Annotated in this window: 22 protein-coding genes and 1 tRNA gene; 11 read left to right on the forward strand and 12 right to left on the reverse strand. The window is 70.2% G+C overall.

What is annotated here, in order from left to right; translation table 11 throughout:
- Positions 1 to 250 precede the first annotated feature (250 nt).
- The 5 genes from ACFV6V_RS09185 to ACFV6V_RS09205 all read left to right on the forward strand — a co-directional run bounded on the left by ACFV6V_RS09185 (position 251) and on the right by ACFV6V_RS09205 (position 5,486).
- A complete protein-coding gene (locus ACFV6V_RS09185; protein ID WP_385561371.1) occupies positions 251 to 946 on the forward strand; it encodes a LuxR C-terminal-related transcriptional regulator in 696 nt (231 codons plus the stop codon).
- Between the two features lie 82 nt (positions 947 to 1,028).
- Positions 1,029 to 2,111: a galactose-1-phosphate uridylyltransferase gene (gene galT, locus ACFV6V_RS09190; protein WP_385561374.1), complete on the forward strand. Its 1,083-nt coding sequence runs from the start codon at positions 1,029 to 1,031 to the stop codon at positions 2,109 to 2,111.
- Positions 2,108 to 3,073 carry a UDP-glucose 4-epimerase GalE gene (gene galE, locus ACFV6V_RS09195; RefSeq protein ID WP_385561377.1) on the forward strand — a complete coding sequence of 322 codons (966 nt, stop codon included), beginning with the start codon at positions 2,108 to 2,110 and terminating at the stop codon, positions 3,071 to 3,073. The genes galT and galE overlap by 4 nt, the downstream gene beginning before the upstream one ends.
- Positions 3,074 to 3,086: 13 nt before the next feature.
- Positions 3,087 to 4,304, forward strand: a complete 1,218-nt coding sequence (gene galK, locus ACFV6V_RS09200) for a galactokinase (RefSeq protein ID WP_385561446.1) — start codon at positions 3,087 to 3,089, stop codon at positions 4,302 to 4,304.
- A gap of 390 nt (positions 4,305 to 4,694) precedes the next feature.
- Positions 4,695 to 5,486 (forward strand): LuxR C-terminal-related transcriptional regulator, encoded by a 792-nt coding sequence (locus ACFV6V_RS09205; protein ID WP_385561380.1) that lies wholly within the window; start codon positions 4,695 to 4,697, stop codon positions 5,484 to 5,486.
- Here the strand turns inward: ACFV6V_RS09205 and ACFV6V_RS09210 are convergent.
- Complete coding sequence (locus tag ACFV6V_RS09210; protein ID WP_361281382.1) at positions 5,445 to 5,942, reverse strand: MarR family transcriptional regulator; 498 nt, start codon at positions 5,940 to 5,942, stop codon at positions 5,445 to 5,447. The genes ACFV6V_RS09205 and ACFV6V_RS09210 overlap by 42 nt on opposite strands.
- Positions 5,943 to 6,073: 131 nt before the next feature.
- Between ACFV6V_RS09210 and ACFV6V_RS09215 the strand changes: the two genes are divergently transcribed.
- On the forward strand, positions 6,074 to 6,901 hold the full coding sequence (locus ACFV6V_RS09215) for a trans-aconitate 2-methyltransferase (protein ID WP_385561383.1): 828 nt from the start codon (positions 6,074 to 6,076) through the stop codon (positions 6,899 to 6,901).
- Between the two features lie 14 nt (positions 6,902 to 6,915).
- On the forward strand, positions 6,916 to 7,278 hold the full coding sequence (locus ACFV6V_RS09220; RefSeq protein ID WP_361281681.1) for a VOC family protein: 363 nt from the start codon (positions 6,916 to 6,918) through the stop codon (positions 7,276 to 7,278).
- Positions 7,279 to 7,401: 123 nt separating this feature from the next.
- Here the strand turns inward: ACFV6V_RS09220 and ACFV6V_RS09225 are convergent, their stop codons facing one another.
- Together ACFV6V_RS09225 and ACFV6V_RS09230 are read right to left on the reverse strand one after the other, a co-directional pair.
- Positions 7,402 to 8,073, reverse strand: a complete 672-nt coding sequence (locus ACFV6V_RS09225) for a TetR/AcrR family transcriptional regulator (RefSeq protein WP_361281386.1) — start codon at positions 8,071 to 8,073, stop codon at positions 7,402 to 7,404.
- Positions 8,070 to 9,050 carry an acyl-CoA desaturase gene (locus ACFV6V_RS09230; protein ID WP_385561386.1) on the reverse strand — a complete coding sequence of 327 codons (981 nt, stop codon included), beginning with the start codon at positions 9,048 to 9,050 and terminating at the stop codon, positions 8,070 to 8,072. The genes ACFV6V_RS09225 and ACFV6V_RS09230 overlap by 4 nt, the downstream gene beginning before the upstream one ends.
- Before the next feature lie 322 nt (positions 9,051 to 9,372).
- Here ACFV6V_RS09230 and ppc point away from each other — a divergent pair, with 322 nt between their 5' ends.
- Positions 9,373 to 12,102: a phosphoenolpyruvate carboxylase gene (ppc, locus tag ACFV6V_RS09235; protein ID WP_385561388.1), complete on the forward strand. Its 2,730-nt coding sequence runs from the start codon at positions 9,373 to 9,375 to the stop codon at positions 12,100 to 12,102.
- A gap of 66 nt (positions 12,103 to 12,168) precedes the next feature.
- Here the strand turns inward: ppc and ACFV6V_RS09240 are convergent, their stop codons facing one another.
- From ACFV6V_RS09240 to ACFV6V_RS09270, 7 genes are all read right to left on the reverse strand, one after another.
- Positions 12,169 to 12,678: a hypothetical protein gene (locus tag ACFV6V_RS09240; RefSeq protein WP_385561390.1), complete on the reverse strand. Its 510-nt coding sequence runs from the start codon at positions 12,676 to 12,678 to the stop codon at positions 12,169 to 12,171.
- Between the two features lie 65 nt (positions 12,679 to 12,743).
- Positions 12,744 to 13,340 (reverse strand): aminoacyl-tRNA hydrolase, encoded by a 597-nt coding sequence (gene pth / locus ACFV6V_RS09245; RefSeq protein ID WP_385561449.1) that lies wholly within the window; start codon positions 13,338 to 13,340, stop codon positions 12,744 to 12,746.
- 96 nt (positions 13,341 to 13,436) lie between these two features.
- Complete coding sequence (locus ACFV6V_RS09250; RefSeq protein WP_385561393.1) at positions 13,437 to 14,045, reverse strand: 50S ribosomal protein L25/general stress protein Ctc; 609 nt, start codon at positions 14,043 to 14,045, stop codon at positions 13,437 to 13,439.
- Positions 14,046 to 14,242: 197 nt separating this feature from the next.
- Positions 14,243 to 15,217, reverse strand: coding sequence for a ribose-phosphate diphosphokinase (locus tag ACFV6V_RS09255; RefSeq protein ID WP_385561396.1), 975 nt, complete (start codon positions 15,215 to 15,217; stop codon positions 14,243 to 14,245).
- Between the two features lie 153 nt (positions 15,218 to 15,370).
- Positions 15,371 to 16,819: a bifunctional UDP-N-acetylglucosamine diphosphorylase/glucosamine-1-phosphate N-acetyltransferase GlmU gene (gene glmU / locus ACFV6V_RS09260; protein ID WP_385561399.1), complete on the reverse strand. Its 1,449-nt coding sequence runs from the start codon at positions 16,817 to 16,819 to the stop codon at positions 15,371 to 15,373.
- Between the two features lie 111 nt (positions 16,820 to 16,930).
- A tRNA-Gln gene (locus tag ACFV6V_RS09265) sits at positions 16,931 to 17,002 on the reverse strand.
- A complete protein-coding gene (locus tag ACFV6V_RS09270; protein ID WP_385561402.1) occupies positions 16,988 to 17,887 on the reverse strand; it encodes a hypothetical protein in 900 nt (299 codons plus the stop codon). The genes ACFV6V_RS09265 and ACFV6V_RS09270 overlap by 15 nt, the downstream gene beginning before the upstream one ends.
- A gap of 154 nt (positions 17,888 to 18,041) precedes the next feature.
- On the opposite strand from ACFV6V_RS09270, the gene ACFV6V_RS09275 reads away from it, so the two are divergent.
- The gene (locus ACFV6V_RS09275) at positions 18,042 to 19,451 is read left to right on the forward strand and encodes a sensor histidine kinase (RefSeq protein ID WP_385561405.1); all 1,410 of its coding nucleotides are present in this window, start codon (positions 18,042 to 18,044) and stop codon (positions 19,449 to 19,451) included.
- A gap of 28 nt (positions 19,452 to 19,479) precedes the next feature.
- Here ACFV6V_RS09275 and ACFV6V_RS09280 read toward each other — a convergent pair whose 3' ends face one another.
- Together ACFV6V_RS09280 and ACFV6V_RS09285 are read right to left on the reverse strand one after the other, a co-directional pair.
- Positions 19,480 to 19,968 (reverse strand): SUKH-3 domain-containing protein, encoded by a 489-nt coding sequence (locus tag ACFV6V_RS09280; RefSeq protein WP_385561408.1) that lies wholly within the window; start codon positions 19,966 to 19,968, stop codon positions 19,480 to 19,482.
- A 44-nt stretch (positions 19,969 to 20,012) separates the two neighbouring features.
- Positions 20,013 to 20,522 carry a YwqJ-related putative deaminase gene (locus ACFV6V_RS09285; RefSeq protein ID WP_385561411.1) on the reverse strand — a complete coding sequence of 170 codons (510 nt, stop codon included), beginning with the start codon at positions 20,520 to 20,522 and terminating at the stop codon, positions 20,013 to 20,015.
- Positions 20,523 to 20,801: 279 nt separating this feature from the next.
- Between ACFV6V_RS09285 and ACFV6V_RS09290 the strand changes: the two genes are divergently transcribed.
- Together ACFV6V_RS09290 and ACFV6V_RS09295 are read left to right on the forward strand one after the other, a co-directional pair.
- Positions 20,802 to 21,815: an SMI1/KNR4 family protein gene (locus ACFV6V_RS09290; protein ID WP_385561414.1), complete on the forward strand. Its 1,014-nt coding sequence runs from the start codon at positions 20,802 to 20,804 to the stop codon at positions 21,813 to 21,815.
- A 7-nt stretch (positions 21,816 to 21,822) separates the two neighbouring features.
- Positions 21,823 to 24,255 (forward strand): SUKH-4 family immunity protein, encoded by a 2,433-nt coding sequence (locus ACFV6V_RS09295; RefSeq protein WP_385561416.1) that lies wholly within the window; start codon positions 21,823 to 21,825, stop codon positions 24,253 to 24,255.
- Positions 24,256 to 24,329 lie beyond the last annotated feature (74 nt).

Below are 24,329 nucleotides of genomic sequence, written 5' to 3' on the forward strand. Positions count from 1 at the left end.
CCCACCCCATGGTATTGTTGGCCGCCGCCTTGGACCGGGGCACCCGCGGCGACCCACCCGCCCCCCCCGGCGCCCCCCCGCCCCCCCTACATTTCTTGGGGGCCCCGGGCCGTTTTGGCGAAGAATTCGACAATCTGGGGGGCTTCTGGCAGGTAACAGGCACACAACGTCGAACAAGCGTGTAGCTTGCCGGGTCAACAGGGCTGGTGTGGCCGGGGGGCCGACTCCAGGGGTATGGGGGGTTTGCTCGATGGGTGTGCGGCTCATGGTGGTCGACGACCACCGACTGCTCGCGGAAGCGCTCGCGTCGGCGCTCAAGCTGCGCGGGCACCGGGTGCTCGCCGCGGCGGCGCCTACGGCGGGAGCGGCCGAGCTGGTGGTGAGCAGGGCGCCGGAGGTGTGTCTGCTCGGTACGGCGACACCCGCGGAGCCGGGGGTCTTCGACCCGATCGCACGGATCAAACGGGAGCGCCCGCAGGTGGCCGTGGTGGTGCTGGGGCCCGTGCCCTCGCCGCGGGGGATCGCCGCGGCGTTCGCGGCGGGCGCGTCGGGTTATGTACGCCATGACGAGCGCATCGAAGGCGTCGAGCGGGCCATGATGAAGGCCCGCGCGGGGGAGACGGCGGTGGCGCCGCAGCTGCTCCAGGGCGCTTTCACCGAGCTGCTGAACCCAGCGGTCCAGCCGGACGACGAGGGACAGCGGCTGCTGCGGATGCTCACCCCCCGGGAGGTGGAGGTGCTGGTCCGGGTGGCCGATGGCGAGGACACCCGGCTGATCGCCGCGGGCATGGGCATAGCCCCGAGCACGGCCCGCACCCATGTCCAGCGGGTGCTGATGAAGCTCGGTGTGGGCTCCAGGCTGGAGGCGGCGGCCCTCGCGGCCCGCACCGGTCTGCTCGACCGTGCCCCGGAGGTGCCCCGCCGCGCCCAACCCCCCGCTCATTGACGGAGGGTGTGCGGGCGTGTTTCGTTGTGCGGGCTTCTGTTCGGTGAGGTGAGCGCACTGATGCTGCGAGCGGGGAGCGCCGGTGAGGAAGACGGTGACCAGGCTCGCCGATGGTCGTGAGCTGCTCTACTACGACCGCCGGGACGACATCGTCCGCGAGGCGGTCGACCGGCGCTCACCGGACTCCTCAGGGCCTGGGCAGGGTCTTGCCGGTCCGCCCGCCGGCGCCGCCGTCTCCGAGGTCCGCCACGACCCGCTGCTCGGCGACGCGGTGATCGTCGCCGCCCACCGCCAGGGCCGCACCCACCATCCACCCGCGGGGGAATGCCCCCTGTGCCCGTCGCGCGACGGCCGGCTCAGCGAGATCCCGGACCGCGACTACGAGGTCGTGGTGTTCGAGAACCGCTTTCCCTCCCTCTCCGGGGACACCGGCCGCTGCGAGGTGGTCTGCTTCACCCCCGACCATCACGCCTCCTTCGCCGACCTCAGCGAGGACCGGGCCGCCCTCGTCCTGGCCGCGTGGACGGACCGCACCTCCGCACTCGCCGAACTCCCGGGGGTCAGGCAGGTGTTCTGCTTCGAGAACAGGGGCGCGGAGGTCGGCGTGACCCTCGCCCATCCGCACGGGCAGATCTACGCGTATCCCTTCGTCACCCCCCGCACCGCCCTGATGCAGCGGGCGGTCGCCGCCCATCTCGCCGCCACCGGCCGCAACCTCTTCGACGACACCGTCGAGCGCGAGCTCGCCGACGGCGCACGGGTCGTTCTGAAGGGGGCGCACTGGGTGGCGTTCGTGCCGTACGCCGCGCACTGGCCGTACGAGGTCCATCTCTACCCCCGGCGCAGGGTGCCCGACCTGCGGGGACTCTCTGACGGCGCGTGCACAGAGTTCCCACAGATCTATCTGGAACTCTTGAGGCGCTTCGACCGGGTTTTCGGCCCCGACGCGCCACCGACACCCTATGTCGCCGCGTGGCACCAGGCGCCGTACGACGATGAGCGGCGCGGTGACTTCGCCCTGCACCTCGAGCTTTTCACCGTCCGCCGCTCGCCCGGCAAGCTGAAGTTCCTCGCCGGGTCCGAGTCCGGCATGAGCGTGTTCACGAACGACGTGCGGCCCGAGGCCGCGGCCGAACGACTGCGAGAGGTGGCGACGACCACATGAGCGACTACCTGGTGACGGGCGGGGCCGGCTATGTCGGCAGTGTCGTGGTGGCACACCTGCTGGAGGCAGGCCATCGGGTGACGGTGCTCGACGATCTGTCGACCGGCTTCCGCGTGGGCGTGCCGGCCGGGGCGGAGTTCATCGAGGGCCGGGTCCAGGACGCCGCGCGCTGGCTGACCTCCGACTTCGACGGTGTGTTCCACTTCGCCGCGTACTCCCAGGTCGGCGAGTCGGTCGCGGACCCCGAGAAGTACTGGACGAACAACGTCGGCGGGACGATGGCCCTGCTGGCCGCCATGCGCTCGGCGGGCGTGGACAGGCTGGTGTTCTCCTCCACGGCGGCCACCTACGGCGAGCCGGTCTCGATTCCGATCACCGAGACCGACCCGACCGCCCCGACCAACCCGTACGGTGCCAGCAAGCTGGCCGTCGACCATATGATCAGCGGTCAGTGCGCCGCCTACGGACTGGGCGCGGCCTCGCTGCGCTACTTCAACGTGGCCGGTGCGTACGGCGACTGCGGAGAGCGTCACGACCCGGAGTCGCATCTGATCCCGCTCGTCCTCCAGGTGGCGCTCGGCACCCGTGCGGAGATCTCCGTCTACGGCGACGACTACCCGACGCCCGACGGTACCTGCGTACGGGACTATATCCACGTCGCCGACCTGGCCGAGGCGCATCTGCTCGCCATGGACCGGATCACCCCCGGCGAGCACCTCGTCTGCAACCTCGGCAATGGCAACGGCTTCTCCGTCCGCGAGGTCATCGAGACGGTCCGCAAGGTCACCGGCCGCCCCGTGCCCGAGACCGTCGCCCCCCGCCGCCCGGGTGACCCGGCCGTGCTCGTCGCCTCCGCCGCCGCAGCCCACGAGTGCCTCGGCTGGAGCCCCTCCCGGGCCGACCTCGCCGGGATCATCGCCGACGCCTGGGAGTTCGCACGGGCCGGGGCGGCGCGGGGGTGACACCGGAGTGACCATGGCCGTGTGCGTGCGGGCGCGGTTCGAGGAGCTGTACGGCTACCCGCCCGAAGGCGTCTGGGCGGCGCCCGGCAGGGTCAATCTGATCGGCGAGTACACCGACGTCAACGACGGCTTCGTGCTGCCCTTCGCCCTGCCGCAGGCGGCGGTCGCGGCCGTGGCCCGGCGCACCGACGGCGTCCTGCGGCTCCACTCGGCGGACCAGGGCGGGCGCCGGCACGGGGACGCGGCCCGTGGCCGCGTCGGGGGCGTGGTCGAGCTGGCGGTCGAGGGTCTCGCGCCCGGCTCGGTCCCGGGCTGGGCCGCGTACCCGGCGGCCGTGGTCTGGGCGCTGGGCGAAGCCGGGCACAGGGTGGCGGCCGGCGGCGCGGATGTGCACCTGGCCTCGGCCGTACCCATGGGCGCGGGGCTCTCCTCGTCCGCCGCGCTGGAGGTCGTGCTCGCCCTCGCCCTGGCCGAGCTGCACCGACTGGGCCTCGGACGGGAACAGCTGGCCCTGCTCGCCCAGCGCGCCGAGAACGACTTCGTCGGCGTGCCCTGCGGGGTGATGGACCAGATGGCGTCGGTCTGCGGCACTTCGGGCCATGCGCTCCTCCTCGACACCCGCGATCTGGCCCACCGGCAGATCCCCTTCGATCCGGCCGCCCACGGGCTGGGTCTGCTGCTGGTGGACACCCGTGTGCGGCACGCACTCGGAGACGGCGCGTACGCGAGGCGGCGCGCCGGATGCGAGGCGGGAGCGCGGGCGCTGGGTGTGCGGGCGCTGCGCGAGATCTGCCCGGTGCAACTGCCCGACGCACTGCGGAGCCTCGGCGACGCGGCGCTGGCCGGCGCCGCAGACACGGACGAGATCCGTCGCTGTGTGCGCCATGTGGTCACCGACAACGCCCGGGTGCTGCGTACCGTCGCGCTCCTCGACGCCGGTGATCTCCCGGCCGTCGGCCCGGTCCTGACCGAGGGCCATGCCTCGCTACGGGACGATCTGCGGGTCTCCTGCGCGGAGCTGGACCTTGCGGTCTCGTCGGCGAACGCGGCGGGTGCCCTCGGCGCCCGGATGACGGGCGGCGGCTTCGGCGGCTCGGCGATCGTCCTGGCCGGCCGGGACACGGCAGGTGCGGTCGGCGACGCGGTCGCCCGAGCCTTCGCGGCGGCCGGGTACGCCGCACCGGGGATCTTCCCGGTGACTCCGTCGAGCGGGGCCCGGCGCCTCGAATAGGTGCTCTAGTGCAGGTGCGCTTGTGCCGGTCCTGGCATCGGCCGACGGCGGCCTATGACGCGGTGTCATGTCAGCCCGATATGACCGCGAAACATGCTGTTCCCTGTCTACTTCTGTCTCAGAACGAAACATCAGACACACGCCAAACACGCTGGCCAAACAGTTCTGTCAATGTGCTTCCGCTTCCCGCGCCCAGCCTTACTCTGATGCACAGCACCGGTGGGGGCCGGTGCTGATCAAGGGGCGAGACGGTCGGGTACGCCGCCCCGGGCGGGGTAAGCAGTCAGAGCGCGGCGGCGGCCGTGGAGGCCGCACAGCACTCCTTCCGGGTGGCGTACGTGCGCGACAGAGTCCGTCGGAATTCGCCGTTATCTGCAGCTTGGGGGTGTCGTGGTTCGAATTCGGGTCCTGGTGGTGGATGACCACCGAATCTTCGCCGAGTCGCTGGCCGCGGCGCTCGCCGCGGAGCCGGACGTGGAGGTGGCCGCGGCCGGAAGCGGCCCTGCCGCGGTGCGCTGCATGGAGCGCGCGGCGGCGGACGGCCGGAGATTCGACGTGATGCTCGTGGACGCGGACCTCGGTACGACGGTCGCCGGCACTTCCGCCCCGGTGGTCGCCCGTGCCGTACCGGACAGCGGCGAGGACGGCTTCGTGGACGGCATATCCCTGGTGGCCGCGGTCCGTTCCGCCCGGCCGGCGGTGCGTTCCGTCGTGCTCGCGGAGAAGGACGACCCCCGCCGTGCCGCGCTCGCGCTGCAGGCTGGAGCCTCGGGCTGGCTGGCCAAGGACTGCTCGTTGCAGCGGCTGCTCACGGTGATCCGCGGCGTGCTCCGCGAGGAGACCCATCTGCCTCCCGCGCTGCTCACCGCCGTGCTGCGGGAACTGACGGCCGCGCGCAAGCACCGTACGGAGAGCGAGCAGCTCGTGGAGTCCCTCACCCCGCGCGAACGCGAGGTTCTGCGCTGCATGGTGGCGGGGCTCGGCCGCAAGGCGGTCGCGGAGCGTCTCTTCCTGTCCCCGCACACGGTCCGCACCCATATGCAGAACGTGCTGGGCAAGCTGGGAGTGCACTCCACCCTGGCCGCCGTGGCGCTGGCGCGCCGAGCCGGTGTCGGTCCCGTGGAGCTGGGTCCGGCGGGCCTAGCCGGGGACGTTGTCGAACGGGGCGGTCAGCTGGCGTAGCAGCCCGGCAAGTTCACCGCGCTGGGTCCGGGAGAGCTCGGCCAGGATCGCCCGCTCCTGGTCCAGCAGCCCGGCCAGCGCCTGATCGGCGCGGTCCCGCCCCTCCGGTGTGAGCCGGACGAGCACACCGCGCCGGTCGCTCGGATCGGGAAGCCGCTCCACCAGGCCCTTCTTCGCGAGCCGGTCGATGCGGTTGGTCATCGTGCCCGAGGTCACCAGTGTCTGCGTCAGCAGCTGACCTGGGGAGAGCTGGTAGGGCGCGCCCGCGCGCCGCAGGGACGTCAGCACGTCGAATTCCCAGGGCTCCAGGCCGTGCTCGGAGAACGCCAGTCTGCGCGCACGGTCGAGGTGCCGGGCCAGCCTGGAGATACGGCTGAGCACCTCGAGTGGTTCCACGTCGAGGTCGGGGCGCTCACGGCGCCATGCAGCAACCAGTCGGTCGACCTCGTCCTCCATGACGATCAGTGTAGAGGGTCCCTCGATATGAAGTCTCTTGACGTCAAGATATATTCTGGTGGACTATGGGGCATGGTCGGGCCGGAACCCTGTTCCGCTTGGCTGCTACGTTCCAGCAAGGGGGCTCGAACATGCATTCCGTACCAACCTGGGATCCCCAGCAATACCTCAGGCACTCCGGACACCGCACCCGCCCGTTCCTCGATCTCCTCGCCCGCATACCCGAGCTGCCGCACGGCAGCGGTCCCGCCCGTATCGCAGACATCGGCTGCGGACCCGGCAACGTCACCGCCCTGCTCGCCGACCGCTGGCCCGACGCCCGGATCACCGGCTTCGACCTCTCCCCGCAGATGCTCGCCCGCGCCGAGAAGGAGCACTCCGGGCCCACCCCCGGCGGCGGCTCGATCGACTTCCACCTCGCCGACGCCGCGCACTGGGTCCCCGACGAGCCCTACGACCTGATCGTCTCCAACGCCGCCCTGCAATGGGTGCCAGGGCACCCCGAGTCCTTCCCGGCCTGGATCGACGGCCTCGCGCCCGGAGGGACCCTCGCCTTCCAGGTCCCCGGCAACTTCACCTCACCCAGCCACGCCCTGCTCGGTGAGCTGTGCGACTCACCCCAGTGGTGCGACCGCCTCGGCGACCACGGCCGCCGCTTCGTCCACATCCTGGAGCCCGCCGACTACCTGATCAGACTCGCCGACCTCGGCTGTGCGACGGACGTCTGGGAGACCACGTACTCCCAGCTCCTCAGCGGCGAGGACCCCGTACTCGACTGGGTGAAGGGCACAGCGCTGCGGCCGGTCCTCACCGCGCTCGACGGGGACGGGGACGCGGCGCGCGAATTCCTCGACCAGTACCGCGATCTGCTCCGCAAGGCCTACCCGCCGGGCCCGCACGGCACGGTCTTCCCGTTCCGGAGGATCTTCGCGACAGCCCGGAAATCCGCAACCGTATGAACCCAGGGGGACCCATGCTGACCGCCGTCGACCATGTCCAGCTCGCCGCACCTTCCGGCAGCGAGGACGAGCTGCGCGCCTACTACACCGATGTCCTCGGGATGACCGAGATCCCCAAGCCACCGGTGCTGGCCGCGCGCGGCGGCTGCTGGTTCCAGGCGGGGTCCGTGGTGCTGCACCTCGGCATCGAGCAGGACTTCCGCCCGGCCCGCAAGGCTCACCCCGGCCTGCGCGTCAGCGGTATCGACGCCTACGCGGACCGCCTCGCCTCCCGTGGCGCCAAGGTCGTCTGGGACGACAACCTCCCCGGGCACCGTCGCTTCTACTCCGAGGACCCGGTGGGCAACCGCCTTGAGTTTCTGGAACCCGTGGCCTGACCGCCGTGCCCACCCGGCCGGCGGCGCACCCGCCGGCCGGGACACCGGCAGCACCGCGCTTCGAGCTCGGGACAAGGCCGTGGCCCGGAGGGCCGGGCAGGCCCGGGCGGTCCTGAAACGCACTCAGCTCTTGCGGTGCCCTATCAGCCGCGGCTTCTGCTCAAGCCCGTCCAGGCCGTGCCACGCCAGATTCACCAGATGCGCCGCGACCTCCGCCTTCTTCGGCTTGCGGACGTCCAGCCACCACTGGCCGGTAAGGGCCACCATCCCCACCAGCGCCTGCGCGTACAGCGGAGCCAGCTTCTGGTCGAAGCCGCGGTTCTTGAACTCCATGCCCAGGATGTCCTCGACCTGCGTGGCGATATCGCTGATCAGCGAGGCGAAGGTGCCGGTCGACTGGGCGACCGGCGAGTCACGCACCAGGATGCGGAAGCCGTCGGTGTACGTCTCGATGTAGTCGAGCAGCGCGAACGCCGCCTGCTCCAGCAGCTCACGCGGGTGACCCGCGGTGAGCGCCCCCGTCACCATGTCCAGGAGCTGACGCATCTCGCGGTCCACGACCACCGCGTACAGGCCCTCCTTGCCGCCGAAGTGCTCGTACACCACCGGCTTGGAGACCCCGGCCTTCGCCGCGATCTCCTCCACCGACGTGCCCTCGAAGCCCCGCTCGGCGAACAGCGCCCGGCCGATGTCGAGCAGTTGCTGGCGGCGCTCCGCCCCGGTCATCCGGACCCGGCGCGCCCGTCGGGGCCTTTCGCTGCTGCTACTGCCGTCAATCGCCACGTCGTCAATCATGCCGTCTTCGCGGTCCTGCTCTGCCGCCGGGAGTCGATCCGGTCCGCGCTCGGCCAGCGCACGTCGTAGGCCCAGCCCAGCTGCTCGAACCAGCGGATCAGCCGGGCGCTGGAGTCGATCTGCCCGCGCATCACACCGTGCCGGGCGCTCGTCGGGTCGGCGTGGTGCAGGTTGTGCCAGGACTCGCCGCAGGACAGCACCGCCAGCCACCACACGTTGCCCGAGCGGTCACGGGACTTGAACGGCCGCTTGCCGACCGCGTGGCAGATCGAGTTGATCGACCAGGTCACATGGTGCAGCAGCGCCACCCGCACCAGCGAGCCCCAGAAGAACGCGGTGAACGCGCCCCACCACGACATCGTCACCAGCCCGCCGACCAGCGGCGGGATCGTCAGCGACACCACCGTCCACAGCGCGAACTGGCGGGAGACCGCCCGCAGCGCAGGGTCCTTGATCAGGTCGGGGGCGTACTTGTGCTGCGAGGTCTGCTCCTGGTCGAACATCCAGCCGATATGGGCCCACCACAGGCCCTTCATCAGAGCCGGGACGGTCTCTCCGTAGCGCCAGGGCGAGTGCGGGTCACCCTCGGCGTCCGAGAACCGGTGGTGCTTTCGGTGGTCCGCCACCCAGCGCACCAGCGGGCCCTCCACGGCCAGCGAACCCATGACCGCCAGCGCGATCCGCAGCGGGCGCTTCGCCTTGAAGGAGCCGTGGGTGAAGTAGCGGTGGTAGCCGATCGTGATGCCGTGGCAGCTGATGTAGTACATCGCCACCATCAGCCCGAGATCGAGCCAGCTCACACCCCAGCCCCAGGCCAGCGGCACCGCCGCCAGCAGGGCGAGGAAGGGCACCGTGATGAACATCAGCAGGGCGATCTGCTCGACCGAACGCTTCTTGTCGCCGCCGAGAGTGGCGAGGGGGAGATCGGGGTCGTCGGGCTTTCGGGCGTCGTCGATCACATCGGGGCTTGTGGTCATGGGGGTCCCCTGGGGGGTGAGATGTACGAATGGTCCGCGGCGAGGACTGATTGCGGCCGTCCAAGCCGCCGGTGGCTGTCTGTAGCTGTGTGTGGCCGCTTGTGGTGTCTGGTGCCGTTGTGACCGCCTATGGCGGCCTGTGTCTGTCTACGGTTCCGTAACCTACGGCGTCGTAAGTATGGCAGCGCGCAGCCTCGCGGCAAGAGGGCCCTGGACAACGCCGAGTGAATGGCCACCTATCCTGGTCCCCGTCGGACAGCGCGGTCCGCAAGACTCCGGAAAACCCTCCAGACGTGCTCAAACGCTGCAAGGAGCCGCACCTGTGAGCAGTGCCGACAACACCTCAACCGCCAGCGCCGAACTGCGCTCCGACATCCGCCGACTGGGCGATCTCCTCGGCGAGACCCTCGTGCGCCAGGAAGGCCCGGACCTCCTGGAGCTCGTCGAGCGGGTCCGCGCCCTCACCCGTACGGACGGCGAGGCGGCCGCCGAGCTGCTCGGGGACACCGACCTGGACACCGCCGCGAAGCTCGTACGCGCGTTCTCCACGTACTTCCACCTGGCGAACGTCACCGAACAGGTGCACCGCGGCCGTGAGCTGCGCGAACGTAGGGCCGCCGAGGGCGGGCTGCTCTCCCGTACCGCCGACATGCTCAAGGACGCCGACCCCGAGCATTTGCGCGACACCGTGCGCAACCTGAACGTCAGGCCCGTGTTCACGGCGCACCCCACCGAGGCCGCACGCCGGTCCGTGCTCAACAAGCTCCGGCGCATCGCCGAGCTCCTGGAAACCCCGGTCATCGCCGCCGACCGGCGCCGCCACGACCTCAGGCTCGCCGAGAACATCGACCTCGTCTGGCAGACCGACGAGCTGCGCGTGGTCCGCCCCGAGCCCGCCGACGAGGCCCGCAACGCCATCTACTACCTCGACGAGCTCCACGCGGGCGCCGTCGGCGACGTCCTCGAGGACCTCGCCGCCGAGCTGGAACGCGTCGGCGTCGAGCTGCCCCCCGCCACCCGCCCGCTGACCTTCGGCACCTGGATCGGCGGCGACCGCGACGGCAACCCCAACGTCACCCCCGACGTCACCCGCGAGGTGCTGATCCTCCAGCACGAGCACGGCATCACCGACGCACTCGAATCCGTCGACCAGCTCCGCGCCCTGCTGTCGAACTCCATCCGCTACACCGGGGCCACCGAGGAGCTGCTCGAATCCCTCCAGACCGACCTGGAGCGCCTCCCCGAGATCAGCCCCCGCTACAAGCGGCTGAACGCCGAGGAGCCCTACCGCCTCAAGGCCACCTGCATCCGGCAGAAGCTCGTCAACACCCGAAAGCGCCTCGCCAAGGGCAGGGCACACGAGGCGGGCCGCGACTACCTCGGCAGCGCGGAACTGGTGCACGACCTGGCACTCATCCAGACCTCGCTGCGCGCACACCGCGGCGCGCTGTTCGCCGAGGGCCACCTCGACCGCACCATCCGCACCCTCGCCGCCTTCGGGCTCCAGCTCGCCACCATGGACGTACGCGAGCACGCCGACGCCCACCACCACGCCCTCGGCCAGCTCTTCGACCGGCTCGGCGAGGAGACCTGGCGCTACGCCGACATGCCGCGCGACTACCGGCAGAAGCTGCTCGCCAAGGAACTGCGCTCCCGCCGGCCGCTCGCCCCCACCCCGGCACCCCTCGACGCCGCCGGAGCCAAGACCCTCGGCGTGTTCCACGCCGTCAAGGAAGCCTTCGAACGCTTCGGGCCCGAGGTCGTCGAGTCGTACATCATCTCGATGTGCCAGGGCGCCGACGACGTGTTCGCCGCCGCTGTGCTCGCCCGCGAAGCCGGACTGATCGACCTGCACGCCGGCTGGGCGAAGATCGGCATCGTGCCGCTGCTGGAGACCACCGACGAGCTCAAGGCCGCCGACGTCATCCTCGACGGCATGCTCGCCGACCCCTCCTACCGCCGCCTCGTCGCCCTGCGCGGCGACGTCCAGGAGGTCATGCTCGGCTACTCCGACTCGTCCAAGTTCGGCGGCATCACCACATCCCAGTGGGAGATCCACCGCGCCCAGCGCAGGCTGCGCGACGTCGCCCACCGCTACGGGGTCAGGCTGCGGCTCTTCCACGGCCGCGGCGGCACCGTCGGCCGCGGCGGCGGCCCGACCCACGAGGCCATCCTCGCCCAGCCCTGGGGCACCCTCGAAGGCGAGATCAAGGTGACCGAGCAGGGCGAGGTCATCTCCGACAAGTACCTCATCCCCTCCCTGGCCAGGGAGAACCTGGAGCTGACGGTCGCGGCCACCCTCCAGGCTTCCGCCCTGCACACCGCCCCGCGCCAGTCCGACGAGGCACTCGCCCGCTGGGACGCCGCGATGGACACCGCATCCGACGCCGCACACGACGCCTACCGGCGCCTCGTCGAGGACCCGGACCTGCCCGCGTACTTCTTCGCCTCCACCCCCGTCGACCAGCTCGCCGAACTGCACCTGGGCTCGCGCCCCTCACGGCGCCCCGACAGCGGTGCGGGACTCGACGGACTGCGGGCCATCCCCTGGGTGTTCGGCTGGACCCAGTCACGGCAGATCGTTCCGGGCTGGTACGGCGTCGGCTCCGGACTGAAGGCGATGCGCGACGCCGGACTCGACTCCGCACTCGAAGAGATGTACGAGAAGTGGCATTTCTTCCGTAATTTCATCTCCAACGTCGAGATGACTCTCGCCAAGACCGATCTGCGCATCGCCCGGCACTACGTCGACACCCTCGTACCCGAACACCTCAAGCACGTCTTCGCCGGAATCGAGGCCGAGCACCAGCTCACCGTGCAGCAGGTCCTGCGGATCACCGGCGGCGAGCAGCTGCTCGACTCCAACCCGGCGCTCCAGCAGACCTTCGCCATCCGGGACGCCTACCTCGACCCGATCTCCTACCTCCAGGTCTCCCTGCTCGCCCGGCAGCGGACCGCGGCCGAACGCGGCGAGCCGGCCGACCCGCTGCTGTCACGGGCCCTGCTGCTCACCGTCAACGGTGTCGCGGCAGGACTGCGCAACACCGGCTGACACCTGCGGCACGAACAGGTGGGAGGGGCCCGGTCGCACCGGGCCCCTCCCACCTGTTCATCCGCCTCACCCGAGCGCGAAGAACGCCCCCAGCAGCAGCGCCCCACCGGCCGTCGCCGCACCCCAGGCGACCCGCGTCCACCGCAGTCCGCCCCCGATCACCAGGGCCGCCAGCAGCAGCGCCCCGCCCAGCGGCATCCAGGCGTGCAGCACACCCGGCCAGCCCGCACGCACCACCTCACGCGTGCCCGGCTTCACCACCACATCCAGCTTCTCGCCCCTGGCCACCGCCACAGAGCGGCCTATCGACATACCCTCGCGCGCCGCCGCCGACCCCTCCGGATCGAACGGCCCCGTGCAGGTCTCCTCGCCGCAGCGCGCCACCGTCAGCCTGCCGTGCTCACGTCCCTTGGACAGCACCACGTGCTGGGCCGTGTCCCAGGACGACCACACTCCGGCGATCAGCAGCAGCACCGCCACCGCCACCATGGCGGCACGACGGCCATGGTCGACCATCCGGCCGGACGGCTTCCGCTTCCCGGAGGACTTCCGCTTCCCGGACGACTTCCGCTTCATGGAGCGCGATACTTCGGCACACGCCCGCACCAGGTCAACCTCACACCGGTGCTATGCGGTGCTTGTCAGGAGTTGTACGTGCCCTGCGCCCGCTCCAGGCCCTCCGACACCAGACACTCCACCGAGTCCGCCGCCCGGTCCACGAAGTAGCCCAGCTCCTTCCGCTCAGCCGACGCGAAATCCTTCAGCACGAAATCCGCTACCTGCATCCGGCCCGGCGGACGACCGATACCGAACCGCACCCGGTGGTACTCGGCACCCATCGCCTTCGTGATCGACTTCAGCCCGTTGTGGCCGTTGTCCCCGCCACCCAGCTTCAGCCGCAGCACCCCGTAGTCGATGTCCAGCTCGTCATGCACCGCCACCACATGCGCCACGGGCACCTTGTAGAAATCCCGCAGCGCCGTCACCGGACCGCCCGAGAGATTCATGTACGACATCGGCTTGGCCAGGATCACCCGGCGGCTCCCCGGACCGGGAGGACCGATCCGCCCCTCCACGACCTGCGCCTGCGCCTTCGTCGCCCGCTTGAACTTCCCGCCCATCCGCTCCGCGAGCAGATCGGCCACCATGAACCCCACGTTGTGGCGGTTGCCCTCGTAATCCGGCCCCGGATTGCCAAGTCCCACGATCAGCCACGGGGCCGCCGCATCCGTCGTCATCTGCTGCATGCCTCCTTCATAGCGTCACCGCCCCCCGCACCGGACGGTACGGGGGGCGGTGACGGAAAAACAGAAAGGACGGGCCGATCAGGCCGCTCAGCCCTCGGCGCCCTCGGCGGGAGCCTCGGCCTCCACGGCCTCCTCACCCTCGGCAGCCGGCTCCTCGGCCTGCGCGGCCAGAACCTGAAGCACCACAGCGTCCTCGTCGACGGCCAGGGTGACACCCTTGGGCAGCTCGACGTCCTTCGCCAGAACCGAGGCACCGGCCTCAAGGCCCTCGACCGAGACGGTGAACGACTCGGGGATGTGGGTCGCCTCGGCGTCGACCGGCAGCGCGTTGAGCACGTGCTCCAGCAGGTTGCCACCCGCAGCCAGCTCGCCCTCGGCGTGCACCGGAACCTCGACGGTGACCTTCTCGCCGCGCTTCACCAGCAGCAGGTCCACGTGCTCCAGGAAGCCACGCAGCGGGTCACGCTGCGCCGCCTTCGGGATCGCCAGCTCCTGCTTGCCCTCGATGTCCAGGGACAGCAGGACGTTCGGGGTACGCAGCGCCATCAGCAGCTCGTGGCCCGGCAGCGTCACGTGGATCGGGTCGGAACCGTGGCCGTACAGAACGCCGGGGACCTTGTTGTCGCGGCGGATACGGCGCGCGGCACCCTTGCCGAACTCGCTGCGGATCTCGGCGGTGATCTTCACCTCGGACATGTGCACTCCTCGTATGCGGTGACGAATGGAACTGTCACCCGGCCACGACTGGCCTGCTACGAAGAGCGCGTCGATAACGGACCGCCGTACATACGTATGAGCACGTATGAGTACGGCCTCCCTCGCCGAGCAACCTGTGCAGTCTACTCGGCGGGGAGGCCGCCCCGGAAATCGATCTAGCTAGATGCTCGGGAAGCTCACTGCTCCTCGAAGAGGCTCGTCACCGAGCCATCCTCGAACACCTCGCGCACCGCACTCGCGATGGTCGGAGCGATCGACAGCACCGTGATCTTGTCCAGCTCCAGATTGCCCGGATCCGGCAGGGTGTTGGTGAACACGAACTCGCTCACCTTCGAGTTCTTCAGCCGGTCCGCAGCCGGACCCGAGAGCACGCCGTGCGTCGCCGTCACGATCACGTCTTCGGCACCATGCGCGAACAGCGCGTCAGCCGCAGCACAGATCGTGCCACCCGTGTCGATCATGTCGTCGACCAGCACACACACCCGGCCCTCGACATTGCCGACCACCTCGTGGACCGTGACCTGATTCGCCACGTCCTTGTCGCGCCGCTTGTGGACGATCGCCAGCGGTGCGTCCAGACGGTCGCACCAGCGGTCAGCCACCCGCACCCGGCCCGCGTCCGGAGACACCACCGTCAGCTTCGAACGGTCGACCTTCGCACCCACGTAGTCCGCCAGCAGCGGCAGCGCGAACAGGTGGTCCACCGGGCCGTCGAAGAACCCCTGGATCTGGTCGGTGTGCAGATCCACCGTGAGAATCCGGTGAGCACCCGCCGTCTTCATCAGGTCCGCCACCAGCCGCGCCGAAATCGGCTCACGGCCCCGGTGCTTCTTGTCCTGGCGGGCGTAGCCGTAGAACGGGACGATCACGGTGATGCTCCGGGCCGAAGCCCGCTTCAGAGCATCAATCATGATCAGCTGCTCCATGATCCACTTATTGATGGGAGCCGTGTGGCTCTGGATCAGAAAGCAGTCCGCACCACGCGCCGACTCCTGAAAACGGACGTAGATCTCACCATTGGCGAAATCGAACGCCCTCGTCGGCACCAGGTCCACACCCAACTGGTGCGCGACCTCCTCAGCCAGCTCGGGGTGGGCGCGGCCGGAGAAGAACATCATCTTCTTCTCGCCCGTCGTCTTGATCCCGGTCACAGCACTGTCTCCTCAGACGTGTCGCTCTGGTGCTGATCCGCCCGTCCCTACATGCGGCGAGCCAGCCAGGGGGGTGTTCACCCAAGAGACATCCCCAGGTCCCCTGCATGTGCACGTATCACGGTACGCCGAGATCGGCGCACCCGTTTCCGGTCATCCCTCGTCGTTGAACTGCCTTACGGCCTCGGCAGCCGCCTGCGCCGCAGCACTCCCCGGCCGCTTCCGAGCCACCCAACCCTCGATATTCCGCTGCTGGCCACGGGCCACAGCCAGTGAACCGGGCGGCACATCCTTCGTGATCACCGACCCGGCAGCCGTATAAGCACCGTCCCCCACTGTGACGGGAGCAACAAACATGTTGTCCGAACCCGTCTTGCAGTGGGAACCGATCGTCGTGTGATGCTTCGACTCGCCGTCGTAGTTCACGAACACACTCGCCGCCCCGATGTTCGTGAAGGCACCGATCGTCGCATCACCCACATACGACAAGTGCGGCACCTTCGTCCCCTCGCCGATCGTCGCGTTCTTCATCTCCACATACGTGCCCGCCTTCGCCCTCACACCCAGCCGCGTACCCGGACGCAGATACGCGAACGGACCCACCGACGCGCCCTCACCGATCACAGCGGACTCGGCCACCGTGTTGTCCACCCGCGCGCCGCTGCCGACCGTGGTGTCCCTCAGCCGCGTGTTCGGACCCACCTCGGCGTCCCCAGCGATATGCGTAGCACCCAGAAGCTGCGTACCAGGATGGATCACGGCATCGGGCTCGAACGTCACCGTCACATCCACCAGCACCGACGCCGGGTCCACCACCGTGACACCCGCCATCATCGCCCGCTCCAGCAGCCGCCGATTCAGCAGACCGCGCGCCTCGGCCAACTGCACACGGTTGTTGATCCCCAGAATCTCCCGGTGATCACCCGCTACCGACGCACCCACCCGGTGCCCCGCCTCCCGCAGGATTCCCAGCACATCGGTGAGGTACTCCTCACCCTGCACGTTGTCCGTACGCACCTTGCCCAGCGCGTCGGCGAGCAGCTCGCCGTCAAAGGCGAACACCCCGGAGTTGATCTCCCGGATGCCGCGCTCGGCCTCGCTCGCATCCTTGTGTTCCACGATCGCCGTCACCGCACCCGACGCCGCATCACGCACAATCCGGCCATAGCCCGTCGCGTCCGGCACCTCGGCCGACAGCACCGTCACCGCATTGCCGTCCGCCCCGTGCGTCGCAACCAGCGCGCCGAGCGTCTCGCCGGAGAGCAGCGGAGTGTCACCGCAGACGACCACCACGGTGCCCTCAGGCGCACGCCCCAACTCCTCAAGCGCCATCCGCACCGCATGCCCGGTGCCGTTCTGCTCCGCCTGGAACGCGGTGCGCGTACCCGGGTAGTGCGCCGTCAGGTGCTCCCTGACCTGCTCGCTCGCATGGCCGACCACGACGACAAGCTCATCCGGCTCCAGCTCGCGAGCGGCGGAGACGACATGCCCGACGAGCGAACGCCCGGCGATGTCATGGAGGACCTTGGGGGTCTTCGACTTCATGCGGGTGCCCTCACCCGCTGCGAGGACGACGACGGCTGCCGGGCGGTTGGCGCTCACGGGAATGCCCTTCGGCTTCGGGTGGTGGACAACCGAAGGATACCGGGGGGTTTCAGGAGCGAAATGAGGGCGGGTCCTGACCGGAGAGGTCAGGACCCGAACCATGCAAGGCTCCCCCGCCAGGACTCGAACCCGGACATAGGGCACCAAAAGCCCCAGTGCTACCCATTACACCACAGGGGAACATAAACCAGGCGAACCAGACATTTGGTCGGGCTGCCAAGTTGCACCCAACACTATGCCGTACCAAGCGCCTTCCATGCGACGGTAGAGATCGGCGCTCTTGGTGACGTAGATGATGAGGCAGCCCCGATAGGCCTCCGCGGTGTTCTTTCGAATGGTCCTGGGGTTGTGGCGCTTGAGTGAGGCCTTCTTGAAGTCCGACACCGCGACTCCGGCGAGGTCGGACCAGAATCGCTCAGCCTCGCCCGCGTCGGAGCTTTCGTGAATGCTCACCCGGAAGTGCATGCGGTCGCGGGTGACGCCGAGAAGCTCGAGCCATCTCAGGTACAGGGTGATCACATTGGGGTCGCTGTTGATGAACTGAAGCACCTCGGTTCGCCGGTACGCCTTGTCCTTGGAGCCCTCGGCCCAGTAAAGCGTGACGCCGGCGATGAACAGTTCCCGGTCTGACAGCCGGCCGATCGCGGCGCGGGCCGCGCGTTTGGTCTCCTGGCGCGCATCGTCCTGCGCGGCACGGACGCGGGCGAGGCCGGCCTGCATCAAGGCGCGCTGCTCCTCGTCGGTGTAGCGCGGCTCCGGCTTCGGCAGGTCCCGCACCCACAGCGAGATCGAGCTCTTCGAGCACCCCAGCTCCACCTGGATCTGGTCGTAGGTCATCCCCTGGAGGCGTAGCTCGCGGGCCCTCTCCCGGAGGTCGTCCTTGGCGTTCGGGCGTCTGGTCCACTCGGGGGGCGGTTCGCCTTTCACGAGTCTGTTGAGGATGTCGTTGTTGTCGATGTGGAGCCGGTCGCGGATCTGGCGGAGGCTGAGGCCTTCGCGGCGGAGGGCGATCGCTTGGGCGCGGAGGCCTTCGAAGTCGGCGTATTTACCGCTCGCGGTTGTCATGAGGGCAGGTTCCGGCGGAACGCGGCATTCCGTGTCGAAGATGCGCTCGATTCACCAGTTCGAGCGACCGTGTGGGCTTGTGTCCTTGTTCGATTGCATTGTGTGGGGTTGGCGTCACGGAAATTCGATGGCGGCCTTCCGTAGTCTGTGAGACATGACCACAACGGGGGCACACCAGGACTCCACGGGCACCGCTGCCCGTTCCTGGCTGTGGTGGGGGAGACGGCGCAGTGTGGTGCTGGATGTGGGCCTGGGGCTCGTGTCGGCGCTGGAGTGTGCGCTGGAGGGGGTGCGGTTCGCGCAGGCGGCGGGGCTTCCGGTGCCGTTCGGGGTGGTCTTCGGGCTGCTCGCCGGATCGGTGCTGGTGCTGCGCAGGCGGTGGCCGGCGAGCGTGGTGCTGGTCTCGATCGCGATCACGCCCGCGGAGATGGGCTTCCTGATGGGGATCGTGGGGCTGTACACGCTCGCGGCGTCGGAGGCGCCGCGGCGGATCATTGCCGCCCTGGCGGGGATGTCTCTGCTGGGGACGTTGATCGTGACGTTTGTGCGGACCCGGCAGGACGTGACGTCGGCGGATTTCGATCCGGGTTCCTGGTACGTGCCGCTGGTGTCGCTGGTGATGTCGGTGGGACTGACCGCGCCGCCGTTGCTGCTGGGGTTGTACGTGGGGGCGCGGCGCCGGTTGATGGAGAGCCTGCGGGAGCGGGCGGACAGCCTGGAACAGGAGCTGTCGCTGCTGGCGGATCGTGCGGAGCAGCAGGCGCAGTGGGCGCGTACGGAGGAGCGGACGCGGATTGCGCGTGAGATGCACGATGTGGTGGCGCACCGGGTGAGCTTGATGGTGGTGCATGCGGCGGCGTTGCAGGCGGTGGCTCTGAAGGATCCGCAGAAGGCGGTGCGGAATGCGGCGCTGGTGGGGGATATGGGCCGGCAGGCGTTGACGGAGCTGCGGGAGATGCTGGGCGTGCTGCGTGCGGATGACGTGGGTGGTGTGGCCGGCGAGCGCCCGCTGGCTGTGGGGGTCGGCGGAGCTGTGGGGCGTCCGGCTGTGGACGGGGCGGACCGGGTGAGTGGGGCCGCCCGGGCGGTGGTGGCCGGGGCGGCGGCGCTGTCCGTGCCCTTGGCCGCGGTGGGGGAGGCGGCTGCGGCCGCGGCTGCCGCTGCGGCGGAGGATGGTCCGTCGCTGGCGGATCTGGAGCCGTTGGTGGAGCAGTCCCGGCAGGCGGGGATGGCCGTGGAGCTGGTGGTGCAGGGTGAGGCGCGCCCGTATCGCGCGGTGGTGGAGCAGACGGCGTACCGGTTGGTGCAGGAGGCGTTGACGAACGTCCACAAGCATGCGGCGGGGGCGAGGACGTGGGTGCGGGTGGCGCATCGTGCGGGGGAGATCGCGATGCAGGTGGAGAACGGTCCGTCGGAGCGCGGTGCGGCGGATGCGGGTCTGCCGAGTGGCGGTAATGGCCTGGTGGGGATGAGGGAGCGGGTGTCGGCCCTGGGCGGGGTGTTTGTGTCGGGGCCCACTGAGGCGGGTGGGTTCCGGGTGTCCGCGGTGCTGCCTTCGGTGTGAACCGGGGACCGGCCGGTGGGGCCGCGGGTCAGGGCGCGGTGAGCCGGGCGGGCTGGGTGCCGGTGATCAGAGTGCCGAGTGCGTGGTCCAGCGTGGGGCCGAGGTACCAGTCTCCGGTGTGGTCGAGGCTGTAGACGTGGCCGTCGGCGTCGATGGCGAGTACGGCTTGTGCGGTGCCCTCTTCGCCGAGTGGTGCGAGTTCGGTGTCGAGGGCTCGGCCGAGGTCGCCGAGGGTGCGGGCGAGGTGGAGTCCGGCGAGTGGGTTGAAGTGGATGGCGGTGGGGGCGATCTGGCGGCCCTGGCCGGGTGGGGTGATGTGGAGGGCGCCGAATTCGGCCCAGGCTTCGACGGCTGCCGGGAAGACGGTGTGGCGGTGGCCGCCGGGGGATTGGTGGGCGCGTAGGGCGTCGGCCCAGTGTTCGGCTTGTTTGATGTCCCAGCGTCCGGGTTGCCAGCCGGCCTGCCGTAGTGCGGCGTCGACGGGCACGGGGAAGCGGGTGGTGTTGTGCTCGTTCACGATCCGGGTCTGCCGTCCTCGTTCTGCTTCTTCTGGCTGTGGGTCTATTTCTGGGCCGGGTCGACGGTCCGTACGCCGAAGTGGGCGAGCATCGCGGCGCAGGAGCGGCAGGGTGCCGCATAGCTGCCGTGGAGGGGGTCGCCGTCCTCGCGTATGCGGCGGGTCGTGATTTTTGCCTGTTTGAGGGAGCGGCGGGCTTCGCCGGGGGTGAGGGGTTTGCGCTGGGCGCGTTTGGAGCGGGTGGTTTCGGCTGCGGCGAGGTGGCGGGAGAGCAGGATCGCTTCGGGGCAGCGTCCGGTGAAGCGTTCGCGCTGGCCGCTGGTGAGGGTGTCGAGGAAGTCCTGCACGAGGGGGTGGAGGGCCGGCGGCTGGTCCGCTTTGCCCGCGGTGCAGGTGAGGGTTTCGCCGCGGACGGAGAGTGCTGCCGCGACGGTGGGGAGTATTCCGTCGCGTCTGAAGCGCGGGACCGGGGTGTGCCTGGTGTCGTCCGCGTCTTCGGAGTAGGTCCAGTTGAGCCTGGGGTCTCCGGTTGTTCCTGATGGCGCCGTGTGCATGGTGCGTGTTCGTCCCTCCCGTGCCCGCGACGCCCGCCGTCGCTGTGCACGCCCCCGAGTTGAAGGGACAGCCTGTCAAATGGGACGTGCCGTGTGGAAGCGGGGTGGTGGAAACGTGCAGTTGTGTCGCTGTCGCCCGGGCTGTGGGTCACGGTGTGGTGACGGGTCGTTACCGGGGTGGGGTGCGGGGTGCGGGTGGTGGTACCGGGGGCGGCGGCACCTGTTGTCCCACCGCATAGGCTGTGGTCAGTCAGCCAGATCCAGCAGGGGGCAACCGCCATGACGACAGGTCGGCAAGGGCTGGGGGTCACTCCCGGTCATCAGGCCGGTGGACACGCCGCGCCGCCGAACGCGGCCTATGCCGGGCAGCTCGTGCACTTCCCGGATCCGGTGCGTGCCGCCCGGTACCCCTCGGGGGTGCGGATGAACGAGCACGGCTATCCGGATTTCTCGCCTTTCGCGCGTGCTGCCGCGGAGATCGCCGAGCCGCCTGAGGGTTTCGGTGTGGATGAGCTGCGGCTCACGGACTATGTGTCGGCGAATGCCGCGCTCGCGGCTGCCGGGCATGAGTTGTGGGACACGATTCCCGCGGTGGCGACACCGCATGGCTGGACGTGGCATCACGTGGCGGGTGGGCGCCGGCTTGAGCTGGTGCCGGTCGAGGTGAAGGCGCTGCTGAGGCATCACGGTGGTGTGACGACGGCCGGGGTCGACCACGAGAAGCGGGGTACGCGCCCGTTGCAGGAGGTCAGGCCGGTTCATTTCGGGCTGCCGAAGGGTTCGGTGGCGGTGACCGAGCAGCAGCTTGCCGGTGTGGAGGAGGACTTGGGGTATCGCCTGCCGGGCGCGTACCGCTCCTTCCTGAAGGCGGCGGGTGGCTGCGCTCCGGTGGGTGCGGCGCTGGACGCGGGCCTTGGGCTGCTGATCGACCAGCCGTTCTTCACTGTGCGTGATGAGGCCGCGGTCAATGACCTGGTGTTCGTCAACAAGTGCCTGCGGGACCATCTGACGAAGGACTACCTGGGTGTGGCCTTTGTGCAGGGTGGGCTGCTGGCGGTGAAGGTCCGTGGCAGTGCGGCGGGTTCGGTGTGGTTCTGCGGGTATGACGATGCCCGGGACCGGGACGGTCTGTCGGTGAACGAGCGGGTGGAGCGGTTGCTGCTGCCGTGCGGTGAGGACTTCGACGCGTTCTTGTCGCGGCTGGCGGGTAATCCGCCGGAGCTGGAGACGGTGGCGAACCTGATGGTGGACGGCGGCTTCGCGCGCGTGGTCCCGGTTGCGGTGGAGGGGTGACGGCCGGATGGTGACTTTCGCGCAGGCGCAGGAGCGCGCCGAGGAGTGGATCAACGGTGACGTGCCCGCGTACCAGCACCGCGAGGTGCACGTACGGGAGTTCGAGCTGGGCTTTGTGGTCTGGGCCGAGGACCGTACCGACGGGCCGACGTCCGATGGGGGCCGGCAGCGGCTGGTGATCGCCCGGGACAGCGGTGAGGCCACGCTGTGGCCCGGTCTTCCGGTGGGCGAGGTGATCCGGCGCTACGAGGAGGAGTACGGCACTCCTCAGGGTGAGCCGGTTCCGGCCGCGGCGCCGCCCGAGCGTATCGATCTGAACCAGACGTCGTTCCTGCTGAGTCCGCCCGAGTGGCTTCAGGACGCGGCGGACAGGCTGGGTATCCCGGATCAGCGGAAGGGTGCCGGCGCGACGCCGGAGGAGCCCGGTACCGGTACGGGCGGGCAGGGTGCCCCCGGTGTGGACGGCGCTCCGCAGGCGCGGCCCGCGGTGAGGGGTGTGGACTACGAGCCGACCGCGTCGGACCGGGTGCCGCCCGCGTCCGCGCCCGGGGCCGCATCGAACGGTGGGGCGACTCCCTGGGCCGGGACGGATACGAGTTCCCGTCCCGGTGAGGGTGCCGATGGCTCCGACGGCTCTGTGCCGCTGCCCGAGACGGTGTTCGCGCCGGCGCTCTCGGGTTCCGATGACGATGATGTGCCGCCGCCGTCGGTGGGCGCGGACCTGCCGACCGCGTTGATGTCGGGCGGCAGCCAGCTGCCGCCGACCGCGGTGACCCCTGCGTTCGACGTGCCGGGGAGGCAGGGCCGGCCGGGTCAGCCGTCGGACCAGCCGTCCGGGTCCGCGGGCGCGCCTGCCGCCCCGCAGTCGGGCGATATCTCCGATGCCGCCACCAGCAAGGCCGTGCTTCCGCCGCGTGGTTCGCGTAGCCCGCGGGGCAACGGCGCGTCGGCACCTCCGCCGCCGGCACCGCCCGGCGTGCCCGGTGCGCGGCCGGGCCCGTCCCCGACGCCGCCACCCGCGCCGCCGTCGGGGCCCGGGGTGCCGGGTGCTCCCGTGGGGGGCTATGTGCCGACGCAGCTCGTCTCGCAGCTGGGCCCCGACGGCCCCCAGCCGCCCCAGCCTCCGGGTCCTCCCGGTGCTCCGGGTGTGCCGGGCACTCCTCCGGGCGGTGTGCACCACGCGGCGACGATGCTGGCGAACCCGACGGGGAATCCGGCGCAGGGTGGCCCGGGTGCTCCCCAGCCGCCCCAGCCTCCGGGTCCTCCCGGTGCTCCGGGTGTGCCGGGCACTCCTCCGGGTGGCGTCCACCACGAGGCCACGATGCTGGCGAACCCGAACCCGAACCCGAACCCGAACCCGAACCCGAACCCGGTGCAGGGTCCGCCGCCGCCCCCGGTCCCGGGGCCCGTGGCGCAGCCGCAGCCCCCCTCGGCGTACGGGTATCCGCAGCAGCCCCCGGCCGGTGTCCCGACCGTCGGCCCCGGCTACCAGGCCGTGCTGCGCTACCGCGCGCCCGACGGTTCCGAGCAGCAGCTGATCCGCCGCTCCGCGCCGGGTACTCCGCACCCGGAGTGGCAGATCTACCACGAGCTGCGCGGGATGAACGTGCCCAACGACCAGGTGCTCGAGCTGCACACCGAGCTGGAGTCCTGTGAGCTGCCCGGAGGTTACTGCGCCCGGATGATCCGGGAGACCTGGCCGCAGGCGCGGATCACCAGCATCGCCCCGTACGGCAAGGACCATACGAGCCGTCAGGGCGGGATGCGGCAACTGCTCACCCACCAGGGCGAGCTGCACCAGGTCGCCGATGGCCCGGCCCGGCCGGCGCCGGTGCGTGCGCCGCTGCCGCAGGTCCAGCCGGCCCCGCCGATCGCCCCGGAGGGGATCGCGCAGGAGCTGGCGGGGGCGTTCGGTCCGCAGGGCATCTGCCGCTTCGACCAGCGCGCGGTGTCCCGGCAGGGCGTGCCGGACGCCGTGGCGCACACGCTGGTGTGGGCGGGTCTGCCGGGAGACTTCGGGCCGTTCTTCTGGGCGCAGCCAGCCCAGCCGGTGGTGCCGACGCTGGCGGAGCTGGCGCAGCAGCGCCAGGTGCAGCCCGCGTCCGACGCGGGCTCGTACCTGGTCGTGGGCACCGACTTCGGCAAGGCGCTCTGTGTCCAGTACGGCACGGCGCATATCGTCGCGGTGCCGGTGGAGGCGGGTCCCGGCGGTCAGCCGGTGGCGCCGCAGTTCGTGAACAGCGGTCTGCCGGAGTTCACGCGCTGTCTGGCTCTGCTGGGCCGGATGTGGCGGCTGCGTTTCGGTCTCAATCCGGAGCAGGCGGCCCGCTGGACGGTGGACTTCCAGGTCCAGCTCGCCGCGCTGGACCCGGCGGCGCTGTCGTCGCCGGAGAGCTGGTGGTCTGTGCTGCTCGAGCAGATGTGGGACGGGCTGATCTGATCACCGGTCCCTGTCGCGTGTGACGTACGAAGGGCGTCCGACCGCATCGCGCGGTTCGGACGCCCTTTCGTGTG

Origin of the sequence: Streptomyces sp. NPDC059828 (assembly GCF_042731955.1) — a bacterium.
GTDB lineage: Bacteria > Actinomycetota > Actinomycetes > Streptomycetales > Streptomycetaceae > Streptomyces.